Origin of the sequence: Mesorhizobium sp. M0478 (assembly GCF_040321305.1) — a bacterium.
Lineage (GTDB): Bacteria > Pseudomonadota > Alphaproteobacteria > Rhizobiales > Rhizobiaceae > Mesorhizobium.
This window is the reverse complement of the sequence record NZ_JAMYRH010000001.1, coordinates 444335-463886: the sequence shown is the minus strand read 5'-3', so window position 1 is coordinate 463886 and position 19552 is coordinate 444335. Positions and strand designations below refer to the sequence as shown.

23 protein-coding genes are annotated in these 19552 nt (G+C 63.2%); 9 read left to right on the top strand and 14 right to left on the bottom strand.

The window, feature by feature from the left end; genetic code table 11:
• Window positions 1–48: 48 nt before the first annotated feature.
• Together NKI64_RS02280 and ykgO are read right to left on the bottom strand one after the other, a co-directional pair.
• On the bottom strand, window positions 49–630 hold the full coding sequence (locus NKI64_RS02280; RefSeq protein ID WP_352666353.1) for a tetratricopeptide repeat protein: 582 nt from the start codon (window positions 628–630) through the stop codon (window positions 49–51).
• Window positions 631–743: 113 nt separating this feature from the next.
• Entirely contained in the window at window positions 744–869 is a 126-nt protein-coding gene (ykgO, locus tag NKI64_RS02275) for a type B 50S ribosomal protein L36 (RefSeq protein ID WP_006327841.1), read from the bottom strand.
• 242 nt (window positions 870–1111) lie between these two features.
• Here ykgO and NKI64_RS02270 point away from each other — a divergent pair, with 242 nt between their 5' ends.
• Window positions 1112–1540, top strand: coding sequence for a lysozyme inhibitor LprI family protein (locus NKI64_RS02270; RefSeq protein WP_023684031.1), 429 nt, complete (start codon window positions 1112–1114; stop codon window positions 1538–1540).
• A 38-nt stretch (window positions 1541–1578) separates the two neighbouring features.
• On the opposite strand, the gene NKI64_RS02265 is transcribed toward NKI64_RS02270, so the two are convergent.
• The 8 genes from NKI64_RS02265 to NKI64_RS02230 form a co-directional block, all read right to left on the bottom strand.
• A complete protein-coding gene (locus NKI64_RS02265) occupies window positions 1579–2655 on the bottom strand; it encodes a 5-(carboxyamino)imidazole ribonucleotide synthase (RefSeq protein ID WP_023698471.1) in 1077 nt (358 codons plus the stop codon).
• On the bottom strand, window positions 2652–3149 hold the full coding sequence (gene purE, locus NKI64_RS02260; protein WP_023754121.1) for a 5-(carboxyamino)imidazole ribonucleotide mutase: 498 nt from the start codon (window positions 3147–3149) through the stop codon (window positions 2652–2654). Before purE ends, NKI64_RS02265 begins: the two co-directional genes overlap by 4 nt.
• Before the next feature lie 74 nt (window positions 3150–3223).
• Window positions 3224–4429, bottom strand: a complete 1206-nt coding sequence (locus NKI64_RS02255; protein ID WP_031244798.1) for an aminotransferase class V-fold PLP-dependent enzyme — start codon at window positions 4427–4429, stop codon at window positions 3224–3226.
• Window positions 4430–4449: 20 nt separating this feature from the next.
• Window positions 4450–4911, bottom strand: a complete 462-nt coding sequence (locus tag NKI64_RS02250; protein WP_023673109.1) for a RidA family protein — start codon at window positions 4909–4911, stop codon at window positions 4450–4452.
• Between the two features lie 117 nt (window positions 4912–5028).
• Window positions 5029–5823 (bottom strand): amino acid ABC transporter ATP-binding protein, encoded by a 795-nt coding sequence (locus NKI64_RS02245; protein ID WP_352666350.1) that lies wholly within the window; start codon window positions 5821–5823, stop codon window positions 5029–5031.
• 4 nt (window positions 5824–5827) lie between these two features.
• Window positions 5828–6478, bottom strand: coding sequence for an amino acid ABC transporter permease (locus tag NKI64_RS02240; RefSeq protein ID WP_023754124.1), 651 nt, complete (start codon window positions 6476–6478; stop codon window positions 5828–5830).
• A 1-nt stretch (window position 6479) separates the two neighbouring features.
• A complete protein-coding gene (locus tag NKI64_RS02235; RefSeq protein ID WP_023673106.1) occupies window positions 6480–7145 on the bottom strand; it encodes an amino acid ABC transporter permease in 666 nt (221 codons plus the stop codon).
• Between the two features lie 69 nt (window positions 7146–7214).
• Complete coding sequence (locus NKI64_RS02230) at window positions 7215–8045, bottom strand: transporter substrate-binding protein (protein WP_023673105.1); 831 nt, start codon at window positions 8043–8045, stop codon at window positions 7215–7217.
• A 156-nt stretch (window positions 8046–8201) separates the two neighbouring features.
• Here NKI64_RS02230 and NKI64_RS02225 point away from each other — a divergent pair, with 156 nt between their 5' ends.
• Window positions 8202–9017: an IclR family transcriptional regulator gene (locus NKI64_RS02225; protein ID WP_023673104.1), complete on the top strand. Its 816-nt coding sequence runs from the start codon at window positions 8202–8204 to the stop codon at window positions 9015–9017.
• Between the two features lie 24 nt (window positions 9018–9041).
• On the opposite strand, the gene NKI64_RS02220 is transcribed toward NKI64_RS02225, so the two are convergent.
• Entirely contained in the window at window positions 9042–9245 is a 204-nt protein-coding gene (locus NKI64_RS02220; protein WP_023673103.1) for a YdcH family protein, read from the bottom strand.
• Between the two features lie 239 nt (window positions 9246–9484).
• Between NKI64_RS02220 and NKI64_RS02215 the strand changes: the two genes are divergently transcribed.
• From NKI64_RS02215 to NKI64_RS02190, 6 genes are all read left to right on the top strand, one after another.
• The gene (locus NKI64_RS02215; protein WP_023684024.1) at window positions 9485–9664 is read left to right on the top strand and encodes a YdcH family protein; all 180 of its coding nucleotides are present in this window, start codon (window positions 9485–9487) and stop codon (window positions 9662–9664) included.
• Window positions 9665–9951: 287 nt separating this feature from the next.
• Window positions 9952–11205, top strand: coding sequence for a flavodoxin-dependent (E)-4-hydroxy-3-methylbut-2-enyl-diphosphate synthase (ispG, locus tag NKI64_RS02210; protein WP_023822294.1), 1254 nt, complete (start codon window positions 9952–9954; stop codon window positions 11203–11205).
• A gap of 3 nt (window positions 11206–11208) precedes the next feature.
• The gene (locus tag NKI64_RS02205) at window positions 11209–12066 is read left to right on the top strand and encodes a transglycosylase SLT domain-containing protein (RefSeq protein ID WP_352522058.1); all 858 of its coding nucleotides are present in this window, start codon (window positions 11209–11211) and stop codon (window positions 12064–12066) included.
• 14 nt (window positions 12067–12080) lie between these two features.
• Complete coding sequence (locus tag NKI64_RS02200) at window positions 12081–12632, top strand: chloramphenicol phosphotransferase CPT family protein (RefSeq protein ID WP_023693645.1); 552 nt, start codon at window positions 12081–12083, stop codon at window positions 12630–12632.
• A 166-nt stretch (window positions 12633–12798) separates the two neighbouring features.
• Window positions 12799–13935: a sterol desaturase family protein gene (locus tag NKI64_RS02195; protein ID WP_031208758.1), complete on the top strand. Its 1137-nt coding sequence runs from the start codon at window positions 12799–12801 to the stop codon at window positions 13933–13935.
• 80 nt (window positions 13936–14015) lie between these two features.
• Window positions 14016–14768 carry a Stf0 family sulfotransferase gene (locus NKI64_RS02190; RefSeq protein ID WP_352666346.1) on the top strand — a complete coding sequence of 251 codons (753 nt, stop codon included), beginning with the start codon at window positions 14016–14018 and terminating at the stop codon, window positions 14766–14768.
• On the opposite strand, the gene NKI64_RS02185 is transcribed toward NKI64_RS02190, so the two are convergent.
• The 3 genes from NKI64_RS02185 to NKI64_RS02175 all read right to left on the bottom strand — a co-directional run bounded on the left by NKI64_RS02185 (window position 14769) and on the right by NKI64_RS02175 (window position 18439).
• A complete protein-coding gene (locus NKI64_RS02185) occupies window positions 14769–17111 on the bottom strand; it encodes a response regulator (RefSeq protein WP_352666344.1) in 2343 nt (780 codons plus the stop codon).
• Window positions 17112–17196: 85 nt separating this feature from the next.
• Window positions 17197–17382 (bottom strand): hypothetical protein, encoded by a 186-nt coding sequence (locus NKI64_RS02180; protein WP_023684018.1) that lies wholly within the window; start codon window positions 17380–17382, stop codon window positions 17197–17199.
• Between the two features lie 37 nt (window positions 17383–17419).
• Window positions 17420–18439, bottom strand: coding sequence for a LacI family DNA-binding transcriptional regulator (locus tag NKI64_RS02175; RefSeq protein WP_031195645.1), 1020 nt, complete (start codon window positions 18437–18439; stop codon window positions 17420–17422).
• A 218-nt stretch (window positions 18440–18657) separates the two neighbouring features.
• Between NKI64_RS02175 and NKI64_RS02170 the strand changes: the two genes are divergently transcribed.
• Complete coding sequence (locus NKI64_RS02170) at window positions 18658–19491, top strand: inositol monophosphatase family protein (RefSeq protein ID WP_023806515.1); 834 nt, start codon at window positions 18658–18660, stop codon at window positions 19489–19491.
• Window positions 19492–19552 lie beyond the last annotated feature (61 nt).

The window sequence follows — 19552 nt, the reverse complement described above, 5'->3', positions numbered from 1 at the left end:
GTCTCGACCAATCTCTCTACTGACTAATCCCTAATTCCTACTGCCTAATCAAATTCCTTCGCCGGCAAGCTCTTCCGAAATTGCCGCGACCTGGTCCTGGGCGCTACGCATCATCGGATAGATGGTAAGCACCTTCTGCCAGGCTTCGAGCGCCGATTGCTTGTGGCCGGTGGCGGACATGATCTGGGCCAGGCCGGAAAGCGCGCCGAAATGGCGTGGTTCCAGCTGCAGCGTCTGGTCGATGTCGGACATCGACTTCCCGAAATTCTTCATCATGTAATGGACGGTGGCGCGCCGGTTCCAGCCTTCGGCATATTTTGGCTGCAGGATGACAACCTGGTCGAGGAAGTCGAGGGCGACGTCGAACTTCTGGTCGTCCATCGCCTTTTGCGACCATTGCATCATCAGGTCGATCGAGGCGCTGCCGGACTGGAACCATTCGCCCCAGATGCGCCCGGCCATGCGCTCGGCCGCCTTTTCGTTGCGCTCGCGCTTCAGCTCGGCAAACAGTTGGTCGAGCCTGGCTTCCCTGGTCAGGGCAACCGGCGGCTTTGCCGGCGGATCGTCCGCCGACGCCGGAGCGACGCCGAAAAGAAACAGGGTCGCCAAAAATGCAAAAAGAATCCGCATCGCCGGAATCTAACCCCGGACGGCGGATCGTCAAACTGAAATTAGCGTGAAAGTGCCTGAAACCAGGCAATTACCATCGTATGGACGGAGGCAACGAGCCTCCGGCCGAACACTCAGCCCTGGCGCGCCTTGTAGCGTGGAGCGGTCTTGTTGATGATGTAGACGCGGCCCTTGCGGCGAACCAGCTGGTTGTCGCGGTGACGCGCCTTCAGCGCCTTGAGCGAATTCTTGATCTTCATGGTCTTGCCCGTCGGTCTGGGCCCTGTCCGGGCCGAATTATTAAGGCGCGCCTGAAAAGCGCGCCTTTGAACTTGCGGTGGCTCATAAACGAGGAGCCTTGCCCGTGTCAACCGCAAGCGTGCTGGATAGAGGCCGAGAATGGCTTTGGCCATCAAATATCCGCCATCTCGGCTCCACGCCATTGCGCGGCCGAAGGCGGGCTGGAATGGTGCGGCACCCGCAAGCCGATTTGGAGACCTCCATGCGCCTGTTGTTTGTGTCCGCGAGCCTTGCCGTTATGGCAGCCGCCTCCATCGCGCAGGCGCAGGAATGCGACCGCAACGACGACAGCCAGCAGATGATGAACATCTGCGCCGGCGAGGACTATCGGGCCGCCGATGCCAAGCTCAACCAGGCCTACAAGGATCTCGTCGGTCGCAACGACGACAAGGGCAGGAAGCTGCTGCAGGTCGCGCAACGCGCCTGGATCGCCTTCCGCGACGCCGAATGCGCCTATACGACGACAGACAGCGAGGGCGGCTCCATCCATCCGATGGAGGTTTCACAATGCCTGACCGAACTGACGGACCAGCGCATCAAACAGCTCACCGCGGGCGCCAATTGTAGGGAAGGCGATGCGAGTTGCGCCAGCCCCGACGAGGACGGAGATCTGAACGACGAGCTGCAATAGGGCTCGAGCCACGCCCTCGCGCAAAGTGCCGGAATGGCTTAGCTACGGCGGCTGATGCGCGTGAAATGGCCCATCTTGCGGCCTGGGCGCGCTTCCGCCTTGCCGTAGAGATGCAGCATCAGATCGGGCTCGGCGAGCAAAGCGGGTACGCGCAGCACATCGTCGCCGATCAGGTTTTCCATGACGCAGTTTGAATGCCGGCCAGGGTTGCCCAGCGGCAGGCCGGCAATGGCGCGGATATGCTGCTCGAATTGCGAAACGATGCAGGCGGCTTCCGTCCAGTGGCCGGAATTGTGCACGCGCGGCGCCATTTCGTTGGCCAGCAGCGTGCCATCGGCAAGAACGAAGAACTCGACGCCGATGACGCCGACATAGTCGAGGGCCGACAGGATTTTCGCTGCCGACCCCTGTGCCGTCGCCGCCGTCTCCAGCCTGATCTGGGCCGGCAGGGTCGAGGTATGCAGGATGCCGTCGCGGTGGACGTTCTCAGCCGGATCGTAGGCGGCGACCGCGCCGTCCAACCCGCGCGCGGCGATGACCGAGATTTCGCGCTCGAAAGCGACGAAGGATTCGAGGATCAGCGGCACATTGCCCATGGTCTCGCATGTGCCGGCAAAGCCGCCCGTCTCCATGTTGCGGAAGACGCGCTGGCCCTTGCCGTCATAGCCCATGCGGCGGGTTTTCAAGATGCCGCTGCCACCGAACTCTCTCAGCGCCGCCGTCAGCTCGTCGTCATTGTCGACGGAGCGGAAATCCGCTGTCCTGATGCCGATGCCGTTCAGGAATAGCTTCTCCGCCACCCGGTCCTGGGCGACTTCCAGCGCCCTGGGTGGCGGATAGACCGGGACCTTGGCGGCGAGCGCGCCGGCAGCCGCTACCGGCACATTCTCGAATTCGTAGGTGACGACGGCGCTGACTGCCGCCAGTTCGGCAAGGGCGTCCGCATCGTCATAGGCGGCGGTGATCTGGCGGTTGGCGACCTGAGCCGCCGGGCAATCGGCCTGCGGTTCGAGGATAATTGTGCGGTAGCCGAGGCGCGCTGCGGCAACAGCCAGCATGCGGCCGAGCTGGCCGCCGCCGATGATGCCGATGCTCGATCCCGCGGGCAGACTCACGGCGCGTCCGTCGGTTCGGTGGCGACCCTGGCGGTTTGGGCGGTGCGCCAGGCATCCAGGCGGGCGGCAAGTTCTTCGTCGTTCAGCGCCAGCACGGCGGCCGCCAGAAGGGCGGCGTTGGCCGCACCCGCCTTGCCGATGGCAAGCGTGCCGACCGGAATGCCGGCCGGCATCTGGACGATGGAGAGCAGCGAATCCTGGCCTGACAGCGCCTTCGATTCGACCGGCACGCCGAACACCGGCAGCGGCGTCAGAGCCGCCGTCATGCCGGGCAGGTGGGCGGCGCCGCCGGCCCCGGCGATGATCACCTTGTAGCCGGCCGCCTTGGCGCCCTTGGCGAAATCATAGAGGCGGTCCGGGGTGCGGTGGGCGGAGACGATCAGCCGCTTGTGCGGAATGCCCAGCGCCTCCAGCGTTTCGGCGGCGTGGCGCATCGTCGCCCAGTCGGACTGGCTGCCCATGATGATGGCGACGTCGGCGCGGTGGTCGGTCAAGCGCATGCTCCCGGCGGTAAAGGCGCGCCTTAGCGGAATTCGGGCTGGCCCGCAAGGATGGCGGCCGCCGCAGCCTAGTCCGGCCAGCGCAGGGCGCCGGATGAATCCTTTCGCGGCTGTCTCATCGCATCCGCCGGCCTGTCGGCCGCGGTGAGCACGGCGCGCAGCTGCTCGGCGACGATCTCGGCCTCGCCGGGGTGCAGATTGCACGGGTCGAGGAAGAAATGGCCGCGCTCGGCCTCGTGGTTGCGCACGATGATGGGCGGCGATCCGGCCGCCAATGCCGAGGCGAGGCCGGCGGCGGTGAAGCGGCTTTTGGGCAAGACAAAGATTTGCAGCCGGTCGAGCGGATTGGCGGTCGGGTCGGGAATGATGTTTGCGACGATGCCGGGTATTCCCTGTAGCGAATCCCTCCACAGATTGAGCGCCGCTTCCTCGCGCCGGCGGATGCCGGCATGGTCGCGCTTTTCCCAGGCTTCGAGCGCAGCCATGGTGCCGGCGATGCTTTCCTTGCCGACCTTCATGGCGCGGGCGACGCCGCGGTTTTGCAGATAGGCGGCGCGGACCAGATCCTTGCGGCCGGCGACGATGCCGCTGGTTGGCCCCGACAGGAATTTGTGGCCGCTGTAGACGACGATGTCGGCGCCGCGGACCAGGAAGCTGCGCAGATCATATTCGGAAGCCGCGTCGACGATCACCGGCACGCCCCTGGCGTGGCAGATATCGCAGAATTCCTCGAGGGAAAGCATGCCGTATTGCACGGTGTGGTGCGCCACGACGTAGAGCGCCGCCGCCGTGCGCTCGTTGATAGCCTCGCGCACATGATAATCCTGCGTGACGCTGACCGTGCCAGCCGGAATGACCTTGGCGCCGGCGACGCGGATCGACTGGTCGATCGGTGCGCCGTAATTGACGATATGGCCGAGCTGGATGACGACTTCGGACTTCAGCCCTTCGGTATCGTCGGGCAGCCGTTCGATCGCCAGCAAATTGGTGCCGGTCATCGCCCCGGCGATCGCCATTGTGATGCCTGAGGCGCAGCAGGCGGTGATGAAGCCGGCCTCGCTGCCGGTGAGGCGGGCGGTGATCACGCTTGCGGCGCGCTGCAGATCGTCCATCTCCACCCATTGCGAGGCGATCTCGGCCATGGCGCTGATCGCCTCGGGAACGATGATCGAGGCGCCGAGCGTCGTCATCGTGCCGGAGACGTTGATGATCGGCCTCAGTCCCAGTCGTTCACGGATCGTGGTGTTGGAGCCGGTGTCGGAATAGGTTTTCATGTTCAGCAATCCCTTGACGGTCAGGCGGCGATCTCGACGACCGCTTCGATTTCGACGGTGATGTTTCCAGGCAGCGAGCCGACCCCGATCGCCGAGCGGGCATGGCCCCCAATCTTGTCGAAGACGCTGGCGAACAGGTCCGAGCAGCCATTGACCACTTTCGGGTGGTCGCTGAAGGTCGGCGTCGCATTGACGAAGCCGAGCAATTTGACGACGCGCACGATGCGGCCGAGATCGCCGGCGGCGGCGTGCATGACGGCGAGCAGGTTGAGGCCGGTGAGGCGGGCATGCTCATAGGCCTGCTCGACGGTGACGTCCTCGCCGACCTTGCCGGTGCACAGCGTGCCGTCGGCGCGCAACGGCCCTTGACCCGAAAGAAAGATCAGCCGGCCGCTTTCCGCATGGGTGACGAAATTGGCGATCGGCGTCGGCGGCTCGGGCAGCGTCAGGCCGAGTTCGGCGAGCCGGATGTAAGGCGTCATGTAAGAATTCTCCTTGGGCCGGCCTGTTGTTTTACGCAATTCCCAAGGCAAAGCGCTTCGCGCTTTTCCCGGGAAAACCGCTTACACTTTTCCTGGAATTGCTTTGGGCCGCCCATGTCAGAAATGCGAGGCGCGGAAGCGCGCCAGGAAAGAGCGCAGGCGCTCATTGGTGGTCTCTTCGGCAAGGATCTCCTTCGGCGGGCCAACAGCGCTGACACCGCCATCGGCCATGAAGACAATGCGGCTCGAAGCGTCGCGGGCAAAGGCCATCTCGTGCGTGACCATCACCATGGTCATGCCGTCTTCGGCCAGGCTGTGCACAACGGCCAGCACCTCGCCGACCAGTTCGGGATCGAGCGCGGAGGTGATCTCGTCGAGCAGCAGGATCTTCGGCTCCATGGCGACTGCCCGCGCTATGCCGACGCGCTGCTGCTGGCCGCCGGAGAGTTCCGCCGGCAGGCTGTCGGCCTTGTGGGCGAGGCCGACGCGGCTCAGCCAATGCTCGGCGATCTGGCGCGCCTCGGCCTTGCTCTTGCCGCGCACCTTGGTGAGGCCGAGCATGATGTTGCCGGCGGCGGTGAGGTGCGGAAACAGGTTGAAGCTCTGGAACACCATGCCGGTTTCGGCGCGCATATTGGCAAGGTCGCGCTCGCTGCGCCGCTTGCGCGCGCCGACCTCACGAAAACCGACCTCCTTGCCGTCGATTCGGATCGAGCCTGAGTCGTAGCTTTCGAGAAAGTTGACGCAGCGCAGCAGGGTGGTTTTGCCGCTGCCGGAAGGGCCGATGACGGTGACCACCTCGCCCCTGTCCACCTTGAGGCTGACCGCGCGAAGCACCTCGACCGAACCAAAGGCTTTCGAGACCCCGGCAATGTCGAGAAGGGCAGCATTGTCGTTCGAGCTTGTGGCCATCGTGCTAGTCCCGGATGAAGGCAAAGCGCCGTTCCAGCCGCCGGCTGGCGTAGGAAAGCGCATAGTTGACGGCGAAATAGATCAAGGCGCCGAGGATGTAGAGCGGCATCGCCTCATAGGTGCGGCCGATGACCTGGTTGATCGCCTGCATCAGGTCGGTGATGCCGAGCAGCGAGACCAGGGCGCTGCCCTTGACCGCATCGGTGACGCCGTTGATCCAGGGCGGCAGGAAGCGCCGGAAGGCCTGCGGAAAGATGACGTAGGTGAGCCGCTGGCGAAAAGTCAGCCCAATCGCCATCGCCGCCTCGGACTGCCCTTTGGGAATGGAGCCGACGGCGCCGCGGAGATACTCAATGACCTGCGCGGTCTTGAACAAGGTGAGCGCCAACACCGCCGCCGAGAAGGATTGCAGATGCAGGCCGATGGCCGGCAGGCCGTAATAGACGAAGAACATCAGCACCAGGATCGGGATGCCGCGGATGGTGTCGGAGAAGATGCGCACGGCCCAGCGCACCGGCGCCGGGCCGTAGACCAGGCCGACGCCGAGCGCGACGCCGGCAATCAGCGACAGCACCACGACCAGCAGCGACACCCACAAAGTGATGGCGAAGCCCTGGGCGAGGAACGGTACGGCGTAGAGGATCTGGCTCAGCATGTCAGCGCGCAGCCCTGAACCGGCGTTCGACCAGCCGCAGTCCGAACAGCAGGGTGTAACCGGTCACCAGATACATCGCCGTCGTCACCAGATAGACCTCGACGATGCGGAAGGTGTTGAAGTTGATCCACTGGGCGCCGAAGGTGAGCTCGGGCACCGAGATCACCGAGGCGATCGACGTGTCCTTGAACAGCGAGATGAAGGTGTTGGACAGCGCCGGCAGCGTGATGCGCAGCATGGTCGGCAGGCGCACATGAACCAGCCGCTGCCAGGGCGTCAGGCCGATGGCTTTGCCGGCATCGAGCTGGCCGCGCGGCACGGCTTCCAGGCCGGAGCGGAACACCTCGACCAGATAGGCGCCGCTATAGACCGACAGCGTCAGCACGAACGAGGTCGGCGCGTCGTAGGCGACGTCGATCACCGTCGGCAGGCCGTAGAAGACGAGATAGACGAGCAGGATCAGCGGCACGTTGCGGATGAATTCGACGTAAGCCGCAATGATGGCGCGCACCACGCGTCCGGCCGAGACATACCAGACCGCCAGCATCAGGCCGATGACGACGCCGATGGCAATCGAAATCACGGCAAGCTCGAGGCTGAGCAGAAGGCCGCCCCACAACTTGTCGAAATGCCGCCAGATCAGGTTGAAGTTGAGCGTATAGCCCATGCGTCTCCCGCAATAACCAAGGGGATGCGAACTAGAAGGCGGAAGGGCTAACCCTTCCGCCAGCGCTTGTCAGACAACCGGGAAACCCGGATGGCGGGCCGGCGGCTCTTGGCCGAAATAGTCCTTGAAGGCGGCGTCGTAGAGTGCGGTCTCATGGCCGAACATGGCGATGGTGAAGGTCTGGTTGACGAAGGTCAGCCAGTCCAGGTCGCCCTGCCTGACCGCCGCGCCGTAGAGCATCGAGTACCAGCTCTTGCCGGCATCGAAATATTTGTCGGGGTTGCGCGAGGCCAGCCAGCGCACGGTTGAAAGATCGACAGCGGCGGCATCGGCGCGTTTCGATTCCAGTGCCTGCAGCACATTGGCCTGGGTGTCGATCTGCAGCACCTGCGCCTCCGGCAGGGCGTAATGGACCGAGCTTTCGGCGTCGACATTCTGCAGGATCGAGATGCGCGTCGCCGAACCGCCGGCGAGCAGCTTGTCGAAGGTCTTGTTTTCCGCCGTCGGCAGCGTCAGCAGGGCGACGCCCTCGACATAGTATGGCCTGGAGAAGTGGATCAGCTGCGAGCGCTGCGCGGTCATGGTCATGAACTGGATGGTAATGTCGACCTTGTTGGTGGTGACATTGGGGATGCGCTGCGCCGGATCTTGCATGACGAACTCGACCTTGCTCGGATCGTCGAACAGACCCTTGGCCAGGATGCGGCCCATGGTGATGTCCATGCCGACCAGCTCGCCGGCATCGTTTTCGAAATGCCATGGCGCGTTGGTGCTGCCGGTGCCGACGATCAGCTTGCCGCGGTCAAGCGCGGTGCGCAGAACGCTGTCGGATGCGGCTTGTGCCGCCGCCTTTTCGGCGCTGACAGCGGTCATCACGCCCGCCGTTGCAAGCCCGGCCATGCCCAGTTTCAGAAAATCTCGCTTGGATGCGTCGTTCACTGCGACCTCCTGTTGTTTGAGTTCCCCTTACAGACACACGTGTCGCCGACCTGAATTGTCTCTTACAATAGACACATGTATCCTATACAAGACAGATACTAACATCAGGAATCAGTTATGCAAGACAGCAATGGACTCACGGATCGGGCGGAGCTTGGTCCAGCCGAGAGCCCGACGCCCGACAAGACCTCCGGCTCGCGCGAGAAGGGCCTCAACCGGGTGCTGGAGATCCTGGAATTCCTGCATGTCACGCAGCGCGCCATCGGCATTGGCGATCTCGCCAAGGGGGTGAATGCGCCGCGCTCCACCACCTATACGCTGGTGCGTTCGCTGGTCGATGCGGGTCTCCTGGAGATGGAGGGCGACGGCAACCGGGTCTATTTCGGCAAGAAGCTCTACCTCTATGGGATGGACTATGTCAGGGGCAACGACCTGCTTAGGCGGGGCCGGCAGGAGGTCGACAATCTGTCGCGCGAGACCGGCGAGACCTCCGAATTGTGCATGCTGCAAAGCGGGCGCTATACCATCGTCCATTCCAGCCCCGGCACCAGGCCGTTCCGCATCAGCTCGGCCACTGGCCTGCAGATCCCGCTGCCATGGACGGCATCGGGGCGGCTGCTTCTGGCCGGATTGGAAAGGGCCGCCATCCAGGACATGGTCTCGGAAGACGACCTTTTGCTGCCCGACGGCCGCAGGCTGCAGTTCGACGACTTCATTGCCGATATCGCGACGGCCAGAACGACCGGCTATTGCATCACTTCGGGGCTGGTCGACGCCTACACCAAATGCCTGGCCGCCCCTGTCTTCGCGGCCGCCGGCAAGGTCGAGGCGACGATGTGCCTGGTGGTGCCGATCGACACTTCAGCGGAGAAGACCGACGAATTGCTGACGTTGCTGCGCCATCGCGCGGCGCGGCTGTCGATAGCGGGGTGAGCAGTTAGGCCCCGAGGCCGTCGGCTAAGCGATGATGTCCGGAATGATCTTGTCTTCCAGCGCCATCAGCCGGTCCTTGAGGAAAAGCTTCTTCTTCTTCATGCGCTGGATCTGCAAGGGGTCGCAGCCCATGGCGATCATCGCATTGATGGCCGCGTCGAAATCGGCATGCTCCTGCTTCAGGCGGGAAAATTCGAGGCGGACATCGGCCTTTTCCTGGTCGGACATTCTCTACCGTCTGCATGTCTGCGGCGCCCGGCAATGGGCATGATTGGGCGGGGGCGGCATCAATTGCCGCCGGCGCGCAGCCAATATCACATATCACATTGTCGTGGAATGCTACCACGCAGCATTCGACATCGCAGCCGGATGGTGGCAGACTGTCGTGGTGCCGTCACAGATGCGACCTGCGGTGGACGTGCCTTTGACGGCTGCAATCGAGGAAACCATGAAAGGGAGAACCAATCATGTCTCTTGCATCCCATCTTGATGAGTTGCAGCGGAAACACGGTGATATCGAACGCGAGATCGACGATGCGATGAACCATCCATCGGTCGACGACCTCGAAATCGTGAATCTGAAGCGACGCAAGCTGGCACTCAAGGACGAGATTGAAAAACTGAAGGCGAAACCGACGAGACACTGACGCCCTTCCAGGATTAGACGCGCCGCCTTGGCGCGTGACTATCGCTCCGGTGGCGACATGCCGCCGGAGGCCTGTTTTTGCTACTGATTCCGATACTGTTGGCCGGCGAAACCCGTCTGTGGGGTCGCCGCGCTGCTGCGATTTGGCGGCTCTGCTTGTCTGTCGCCATTGACAAGCCATCTTTGCTCCTCCACCTCATGCCCGAACCTCAGCGCTATGCGCTGATAGCTGATTGAGCGTGCGTCGACGTGGACGTGTGTCGCTCGGTTGATCAAGAGGCTGCCGGCATGACCGGGTATTTTTCCTCCCCCTTTGCGCGCCGGACATCGGTCGGCGTCGATGTCGGCGGCGTGATCGTCGGCGGCGGCGCGCCGGTCGTCGTGCAGTCGATGACCAACACCGACACGGCCGATATCGACCAGACCGTCGCGCAGGTTGCGGCTTTGCATCGCGCCGGCTCCGAGATCGTGCGCATCACCGTCGATCGTGACGAGAGCGCCGCCGCCGTGCCGCGCATCCGCGAACGGCTCGAGCGGCTCGGCATCAATGTGCCGCTGGTCGGCGACTTCCACTATATCGGCCACAAGCTGCTGGCCGATCATCCGGCCTGTGCCGAGGCGCTGGCCAAATACCGCATCAATCCTGGCAATGTCGGTTTCAAGGACAAGAAGGACCGCCAGTTCGCCGCGATCGTCGAAATGGCGATCAGGCATGACAAGCCGGTGCGCATCGGCGTCAATTGGGGGTCGCTCGATCAGGAGCTGCTCACCCGGCTGATGGACGAAAACCAGCGCCAAGGCTTTCCGCTGACGGCGCAGGAAGTAACCCGCGAAGCGATCGTGCAGTCGGCGATCCTGTCGGCCGAAATGGCCGAAGAGATAGGCCTCGCCCGCGAAAAGATCATCCTGTCGGCCAAGGTCAGCGGCGTGCAGGATTTGATCGCCGTCTATGCCGAGCTTGCCACGCGCTCCAACCATGCGCTGCATCTTGGCCTCACCGAAGCCGGCATGGGATCCAAGGGCATCGTCGCCTCGTCGGCTGCCATGGGCATCCTCTTGCAGCAAGGCATTGGCGACACCATCCGCATCTCGCTGACGCCGGAGCCGAATGGCGACCGCACGCGTGAGGTGCAGGTCTCGCAGGAACTGCTGCAGACCATGGGCTTCCGTCAGTTCGTGCCGATCGTCGCCGCTTGCCCCGGCTGCGGTCGCACGACCTCCACCGTGTTCCAGGAGCTCGCCCAGAACATCCAGGCCGATTTGCGCAAGAACATGCCGGTCTGGCGGGAGAAATATCCCGGCGTCGAGAACCTCAAGGTCGCGGTGATGGGCTGCATCGTCAACGGCCCCGGCGAATCCAAGCACGCCGATATCGGCATATCGCTGCCCGGCACCGGCGAGACGCCGACCGCACCCGTCTTCGTCGACGGCAAGAAGTCGGCGACGCTGCGCGGTCCGTCGATCGCCGCCGATTTCGAGAAGATGGTTGCCGACTATATCGAGCAGCGGTTTGGCCAACACGGCAAGGCTGCGGCCGAATAAGCCATGCGGGGGCTGCTCAAAGCCGGTGTGATCCTGCTCTGCGGGCTGGGTGCCGGACAGGCGCTCGCCGATCCACCGCAATCGCGCTCGGCGGCGAAACGATTGATTGGCCGTGTCTGTGACCTGATCGAGACGCATGCCGAGCGGAACGGCCTGCCGAAGGATTACTTCGCCCGGCTGATCTGGAAAGAAAGCCGCTTCGATCCCAATGCGGTTAGCCCGGTCGGTGCCGAAGGGATCGCCCAGTTCATGCCGGGCACCGCCAAGATGCGCGGGCTGGCCGATCCTTTCGACATCGACCAGGCGATCCCGGCTTCGGCGAAATATCTCGCCGAAATGAAGACCGGCTTCGGCAATCTCGGCCTGGCGGCGGCTGCCTACAATGCCGGCGAGAGCCGGGTTTCGCGCTGGCTGGGTTCCGGCGGTTTCCTGCCCATGGAGACCGAGAGCTACGTCTTCGACATCATGGGCGAACCGGCCGACAAGTTCTCCGACAGCGCCTACGCCGGAACGATCGAGCCGCTCGACGCGAAAACCAGCTTTGCCGTCGCCTGCCGCAAGCTGCCGGTGATCATGTCCAGAACCGTGGCGATGGCCTCGATCAATGTGAAGCCATGGGGCGTCCAGGTGGCCGGCAATTTCCGCAGGGGAGCTGCGATCAATCAGTGGCTGCGGGTCAGGAGCCGGTTTCCGGCGCTGCTGTCCGGTCGTGACCCGGTGGTCAGCCGGGTGCGCACGCCGATCGGCCGACGCGGCATCTACGCCGTCAGGATCGGTGTCGACGACCGTGCCGCCGCCAACGTCATCTGCCAGAAACTGCAAAGCGTCGGCGGCGCCTGTATCGTCGTGCGCAACCGATAGGCCGAGGGGGCGACATGACGGCCAAAATCGTCCTGCTCAATGGCGTCGGCAGCGCCGGCAAAAGCTCGATCGCCAGGGCGCTGCAAACGATCGCCACCGAGCCGTTCCTGCATGTCCAGATGGATGCTTTCATCGACATGCTGCCGCCGGCGCTGCAGGATCATGCCGACGGGTTTTCCTTTGAGACGGTGCTGGAGGACGGCAAGCCGTCGGTGGTGATCAGGAGCGGGCTGATCGGCGCGCGAACCATGCGCGGCATGCGCCATGCCATCGCCGCCATGGCCGGGCAAGGCAACAATCTCATTGTCGACGACGTGATCTTCAATGACGAGATAGCGGAGTATGTCGAGTTGCTGTCGAGCTTTGACCTGCATCTGGTCGGCGTCATGGCGCCGCTGGAGGTGCTGGAAGCGCGCGAGGCCGCGCGCGCCGACAGGCTGCCCGGTCTGGCGCGCTGGCAATATGGACGCATCCACAGGGGCATAGACTACGACCTCGAAGTCGACACCAGCCGGCTGACGCCGCTTGAATGCGCCCGTCGCATCCAGGAAAGATTCCGACTATAGTGGCCGGTGTCTTTGACACGATCGCAGCTTTTACCAATTGCCCCAAAAGCCGATAGCCGTCTCTGGCCTGCAAAGTCGTGTCGATTAAATATTTATGAGCCCTGCTGTAGTAAGACGGTGGAAATTTCCGGCGAGACCTTTTGAAGGCCGTTAACGGGGGAGCATCATGGCGGTGGCAAATTTCCTTAGACGCGTTGTAAGTGAACTTGAAACGCCGCGCGCCAAACGGCCGTTCGGTTCTGGCTGGCTGTCCGGCTCGATTGGCTTGCTTGCCGGGGTCACCGCCCTGCTGATGGTCATCGTGCTGCGCTACCCGTCGCTTACATCGATGCCGGATCTGGCCCCCATCCACCAGATGCTGTTCTTCAAGCCGGTGCTCTATTTCGTCCTCATCTCCGGCTATATCCTGGCGATCCTCAGCATGACGCTGCGCAGGCAAAAGACGCTCGGCGCGGCAGCGATGTTCACTGTGCTGCTGGCGTCGCTGGTCGGCATGCTTCCGGTGCGCCATCAACTGCACATCGAAGGGGTGTTCTTCGGGCTTGATTTCTTCATCCTGAACGCCCTGTTCATGGGTGTGCTGTTCGTTCCGCTCGAACGTCTTTTCGCGCGCAACAAGGATCAGACCGTGTTCCGCGACGAATGGCGCGAGGACCTGTTCTACTATCTGGTCTCATCGCTGCTGGTGCAGATTTTGACCTACCTGACCTTGGCGCCGTCCAACTTCGTCAATGCGCAGGGCGCCCTTGGTTCGGTGCGCGCCTGGGTCCACGACTTGCCGTGGCTGGTGCAACTGCTGGCGGTAATGTTCCTGACCGACTTTGCCCAGTATTGGGTGCATCGGGCCTTTCATCGCATTCCCTGGCTGTGGAAGTTCCATGCCGTGCACCATTCCGCCAAGTCGATGGACTGGATTGCCGGTGCGCGCATGCATTTCCTGGAAATCATCATGCTGCGCAGCCTGACGGCAACCCCGATGTTCGTGCTGGGGTTCGATGAATCGGCTATCCAGACGTATATTTTGATCGTCTACGTCTATTCGTCTTTCATCCATTCCAACATCGGGACCAGTTTCGGTCCAGTCGAAAAGATGCTGGTGTCGCCGCGTTACCACCACTGGCATCACGGCCTCGAGAAAGAAGCGATCGACGTAAATTTCGCCATCCATTTCCCGCTGCTCGACCGGCTGTTCGGTACCCACCATATGCCCGAAGGGCGCTGGCCGAACGGCTACGGCATTCACGGACATCCCGTTCCGAACGGATATTGGCAGCAATTCCTCTATCCCTTCCGGCGCGGCTAGACTGGAGTCCTTCGCGAAGCGCGCGTGTCACCGCGCCTGGCGAGGTTAGCCCAATCCATGACAAGCGACAGAGCCCCGAGATGCGTGACGGCTACATAATCTGCGGCACGCCGAGAACCGGAAGCACCTTGCTGTGCGGCCTTCTGGCCTCGACGAAAACAGCCGGCGATCCGCACTCGTTCTACGGGCGGCAGGACAAGGCGGAATGGGCAGAAGAGTGGAAATTGCCGCATCCCGATACGATGAGCGCGCATGACTTCGATGTCGCCTACCTCAAGGCGGCAATCAGCGCGGGAAAGGGCGGAACAGCCGTCTTCGGCTTGCGCCTGATGCGGGAAAACCTGGGTGAACTCTCGGCCATCCTCGACCGGATCTACCCAGACCTGCCATCGGACAAAGCACGCTTTGAAAAGGCCTTCGGCCGGATCCTCTACATCCATCTTTCGCGCGAAAACAAGCTGGCGCAGGCGGTGTCGCTGATCAAGGCCGAGCAGACTGGGCTTTGGCACATCGCGCCCGACGGAACCGAGATCGAACGGGTCGCACCGCCGCAGGAACCCCGCTACGATTTCAAGCGGATCCAGCGCGAGCTTGCCGAACTCGAAGCCTATGACGCGGGCTGGAACGTCTGGTTCGCGGAGCAGGGGATCGTCCCGCTGCGCATCGGCTATGAGCGCCTGTCAGGCGATCCGGCAGCGGCATTGGCATCCATCTGCAAGGCCCTGGGCGTTCCGGCGCCGAATGCCGCCGACGTAAAGCCGGGCGTCGCCAAGCTCTCGGACGAGATTAGTCTGGACTGGATGCGCCGCTATCGTCTGGACGCGGCGATTTGATCAAGCCCTCTTTACCGCGACCGTTTCGCTGAGCCATGTGCCGATCTTACTGCCGAGGCGGTCGGGCGACACCGGCTTGGGCAGATAGTCGTCCATTCCGGACTCGATACATTTGTCGCGGTCGCCCTTCAGTGCGTGAGCGGTGACGCCGATGATTGGTGTGTGATTGCCACTCGCTGCCTCCGCCGCCCGGATGGCGCGGGTCGCCTCGTAGCCGTTCATCTCCGGCATGGAGACGTCCATGAGGATCAGCTTCGGCCGCAGCGCCCGGTACATCTCAACGGCCGTGCGGCCATTGCTGGCGATGCGGTAGCTGAGGCCAAGCCCATTGAGGATTTGGCCGAACACCAGCTGGTTAACGTCATTGTCCTCGGCGATCAGAATATCGATCGGGCCGTTTGGCGTGGCGATCGATTCAGGCACTGTGGCCGCCGGAATTGCCGGGCCGCGAATGACGGTGAAGGCGGGTGGCGTCACGGGTGCCGCCTGCTGAACAACAGGCTCGCGAACGAACTGGGCCTTGCCGATCTGGGCCCGCGCTTTCTGGATGGCCGAGATGACGGTGCCGAGCAGGATGGCCGAGCGCGCCGGCTTGGTGAGATGCGCGGCGATGCCGAAATCGATGACCATCTTGCCGAAATCGACCTGGTCGACGGAGGTCAGCAGCACCACCGGGATGGCGGAGAGACGGCTGTCGGCGGAAATCGCCTTGGCGACATCGGCGCCGTTCATGCCGGGCATCTGGTAGTCGAGGATGATGCAGTCGACCGCAGCACCGAGTTGGCTGGCCCGGTCTAGAAAGGCGAGGCCGACGGCGCCGCTTTCGGCGGCCGCGCAGTCGAAGCTCCAGCTTCTGAGCTGCTCCAGCAAGATCTCGCGGTTGACCGGGTTGTCGTCGATGACCAGCACGCGGGCGCCGGTGACATCGACCGGCACGATCTCGTTGCGCGTGTCCTGCTGATGCGCCGGCAGCGGCACGGCGAACCAGAACACCGAGCCGCGGCCGATCTCGCTTTCGACGCCGATCTTGCCGCCCATCAGGTCGATGAGGCGGGCGGCGATGGCAAGGCCGAGGCCGGTGCCTTCATGGCGGCGCGTCGACGAGCCGTCGACCTGCGCGAATTTCTCGAACACGTTCTCGAGCTTCTCGGCAGGAATGCCGATGCCTGTGTCCTCGACGCGGACCTTGAGCTGGACCATGCCGTCGACCACCTCGCCGCCGACATCGATCAGCACATGGCCCTTCTCGGTGAACTTCACCGCATTGCCGAGCAGATTGGTGACGATCTGACGGAACCGTCCGGCATCGCCGACGACATGGGCAGGCAGGCGCGGGTCGACGCGCACGATCAGCTCGAGGTTCTTTTCGGCGACGCGCGCCGACACCAGTGTGGCCACGTCCTCGACCGCTTCGGCAAGCCGGAAGGGTGCAGGATCGAGCGTCAGCTGACCGGCATTGATCTTGGAGAAATCAAGGATGTCGTTGATGATGGTGAGCAGCGCATTGCCCGATTTGACGATGACATCGGTGAAGGTCTTCTGGCGCGCGTTAAGCTCGGTCTTGGCGAGCAGTTCGGCCATGCCCAGCACGCCATTCATCGGCGTGCGGATCTCATGGCTCATATTGGCCAGGAATTCCGATTTGGCGCGGTCGGCCGCTTCGGCCTTGAACAAGGATACGGCGGATTCGGTGAAGGCGCGGCGGATCGCCTTTTCCATCGGCCGGAAGATCCAGAGGGCAACGATGGCAAGAACCGCGAACAGAAGGCCGCTTGCCCACAACAGCAGCCTGTCGCTGGAGGCGTCGGCCAGATGGCGTTCGCCATCCATGGCGGTCCGCACACGCATCAGCATCGGCTGGACGAACAGGTCGTTCTGGTTGAGGATTTCGCGCGAGCTCCATTCGTCGGTCTGTTGCGCGGCCGACATCAGGTTGAAGTTGCGCACGATGTCACGCGACGACCAGAACAGGTCGCCGTTGACGGCGGCCGACGAGAGTTCGTCCAGCGTTTTGGCCGACAGGCTCGGCTTGATCGCGGCCAACTCCGCGGACAGTGTTTCGATCTCGCTGGTCAGGCGTTGCGAATGGCCGCGCGCGGCGGCGGCAAGGCCGTCACGGGTTTCGGTGCGCCAGGCCGTGCTGGCGGTTTCGGCAAAGCTGGAGGCGTTGCGCAGGTCGCGGGTGAAGATGACGAGATTGCTGCTCAGCGCGTCGATGTCGTGGCGGAAGGAATTGACGCGATTGAGCGCAAACATCACCGCGGTGGAAGCCAGCGCAAAGATGAGCAATCCCGAGATGTAGCGGATCCGGATCGAGCGGATGAAGAAAGAATATTCCGGCATGCGCAACCCCAACACATACGCATCATTTTAACGGTCGGGATTACGCTTGATTTACATTAAAATTCCGTTCGCGCCTGGCGGGCCGTCAAGATCCTGGCTGCACGTGCCCGGAGTTGGCGCCATAGAGGGTGGCATCGCATTCGCGCATCATGCGCAGTGCTTCTTCCTCGGTCAGGCCAAACTTGCGCATCATGCTCCGGATTTCGGGGCCTACAGCTATTTCCACCGGTCTTGCCGCCTGGCGGGTCTTCCTGGCCTTTTTCTTGGACATCAGTACGTTTCCCGTCTTGACCGACACATGTTTCGCATCAGCCCTGGCCCGGCCTCACCGTGCTGCGCCAGACCATGGGCGCATGGCAGATCAGGCGGCTGCCAGCCTCCTCCCGCGCGCCGGTCGCGAGCCGCACGGCGCGCCTGGCGATCTCCTCGATCGGCGGCGAGAACGTCGTCAGCCGGTAAGAGGCCCAGTCGGCCTGCTCGATGTCGTCAAAACCGATGACGCAGAGATCGCGGGGTACGTTGATGCCAAACTCGTGGCGGGCCGCATCGAGAAAGCCGCACGCAATCAGGTCGGTCACGCAGAACGCCGCATCCGGCCGCTGCCGGCCGGAAAAGAGCCGCCTGGCGCCATCGGCTCCGGTGGCATAGCCGGTGCGGCCCTCGCGCCACACGGTCACCTCCAGCCCTTCCTTCTGCGCGGCGGTAAGGAAGGCGGTTTCGCGGGAGAGCAGGCTGGGCGTGCCGGCAGCCGAGGTCACCAGGGCGGGGCGGGTACAGCCGGCCCGGATGAAGGCATGCAGCGCTGCCTCTGCGGCTGCAGCGTTGTCGACACCGATATTGTGCGGGCCGTCGAAGCGGTCATCGCGATTGATCAGCACCAGCCGCTGGCCGTTCTCAAGACAGGTGCGGATCAGCAACTGCGGCGGCGAGCCGGACAGAACGATGCTCGCATCGGCGCGATAGTTCAGCGTGTTGCGCAACGCCTGGTCGACATGGTGGCTGGGGCCGGAGGTGTTGAACACCATGGCCATTTTGCCGGCGTCCCGCAGATGTTGGGTCAGCGCCTTCTGCAGGCGGGCATGATAGGGCGTGTCGCCATCGGCAACGATGAGGCAGACAATGCCGGTCGAGGCCCGCATCAGGCCGCGAGCCAGATGGTTGACGTGATAGCCGAGTTGCTCGGCCGCCAGCATCACTCGCTCGCGGGTTTCCCCGGAAACGGAAGCGCCGGGCGTGAAGGTACGTGACACGGCCGAGCGTGAAACCCCGGCGAGGTCGGCAACCTGCTGGGCGCTGGAAAATCCGGTGCGGATTCTCGGAACCGTCAAGCGAACGCTCTCGCTGCTGTTTTCGTGATTCTTTGCACGCCCGTGCAATGTAATGCAACTCTCCTGCCATTGCCACCCACCGCACTTGACAGGCATGGCGGAATGCAACAGCTTTGCACAGCCGTGCAATACAAGCGGGCTCAAGAGTGGCATCGGAGGAATACCCTGTCCATTTCGCCGAAGACGGCATTGAGGGCGCGACTGTCCGGACCGGCTGCATGAGCAGGGCGGCGGCGCATTCGAAGGCGGACCGGCTGTCCGAGGCCGAGATGGACAGGCGTGCCGAGGTCTGCCGGAAACTGCTTGTCACGGCCGGGCAACTGGCGATGGAAGGCTATGCCCGGCAGGGCGCCGTCCAGCCGGTGGCGATGAAAGGCCCGCAGGATTTTCTCACTGAAACCGACGGCAAGGTCGAGGAGCACATCCGCGCGACGCTGGCAGACGCTTTTCCGCAGGACGGGTTTTTGGGCGAGGAAGGCGGTGGCATCGGCTCTGCCCGCATGTGGGTCGTCGACCCGATCGACGGCACCGCCAATTTCATGCGCGGTATTCCGCATTTCTGCATTTCGATAGCTTTCGTCGAGGACGGCCGCAGCGAGATCGGCGGCATTGCCAATCCGGCCATCGGCGAAACGTACTTTGCCCGTCGCGGGCAGGGCGCGACGCGCAATGGCGCGCCGATCCATGTGTCGCCGACGCAAGCGTTCGACCGCGCCTTTGTCGAGTTCGGCTGGTCGCCCAGGATTCCCAATCGCGACTATCTGGACAAGGTGAGCCTTGTCTGGGCACTCGGCGCCAATGTGCGGCGCTCCGGCTCCGGAGCGCTTGGGCTGGCCTATGTGGCCGACGGCCGCTCGGATGCCTATGCCGAGCTGCACATCAATTCGTGGGACTGCCTGGCCGGATTGCTGCTGGTGGAGGAGGCCGGCGGCCGTGTGAACCGGTTCCTCGACGGCGACGGCATGGCGAAGGGCAATCCCGTGCTAGCGGCAGCACCCGGCGTTGCGGCGACATTGTCCCAGGTGATCGGAGTGCCGCTCGACGACGGGTAGATCGTTTCCAGTGAGAAGACAGGGAGGAATATCGATGAAGACATTTGACAGTAAGCAAGGC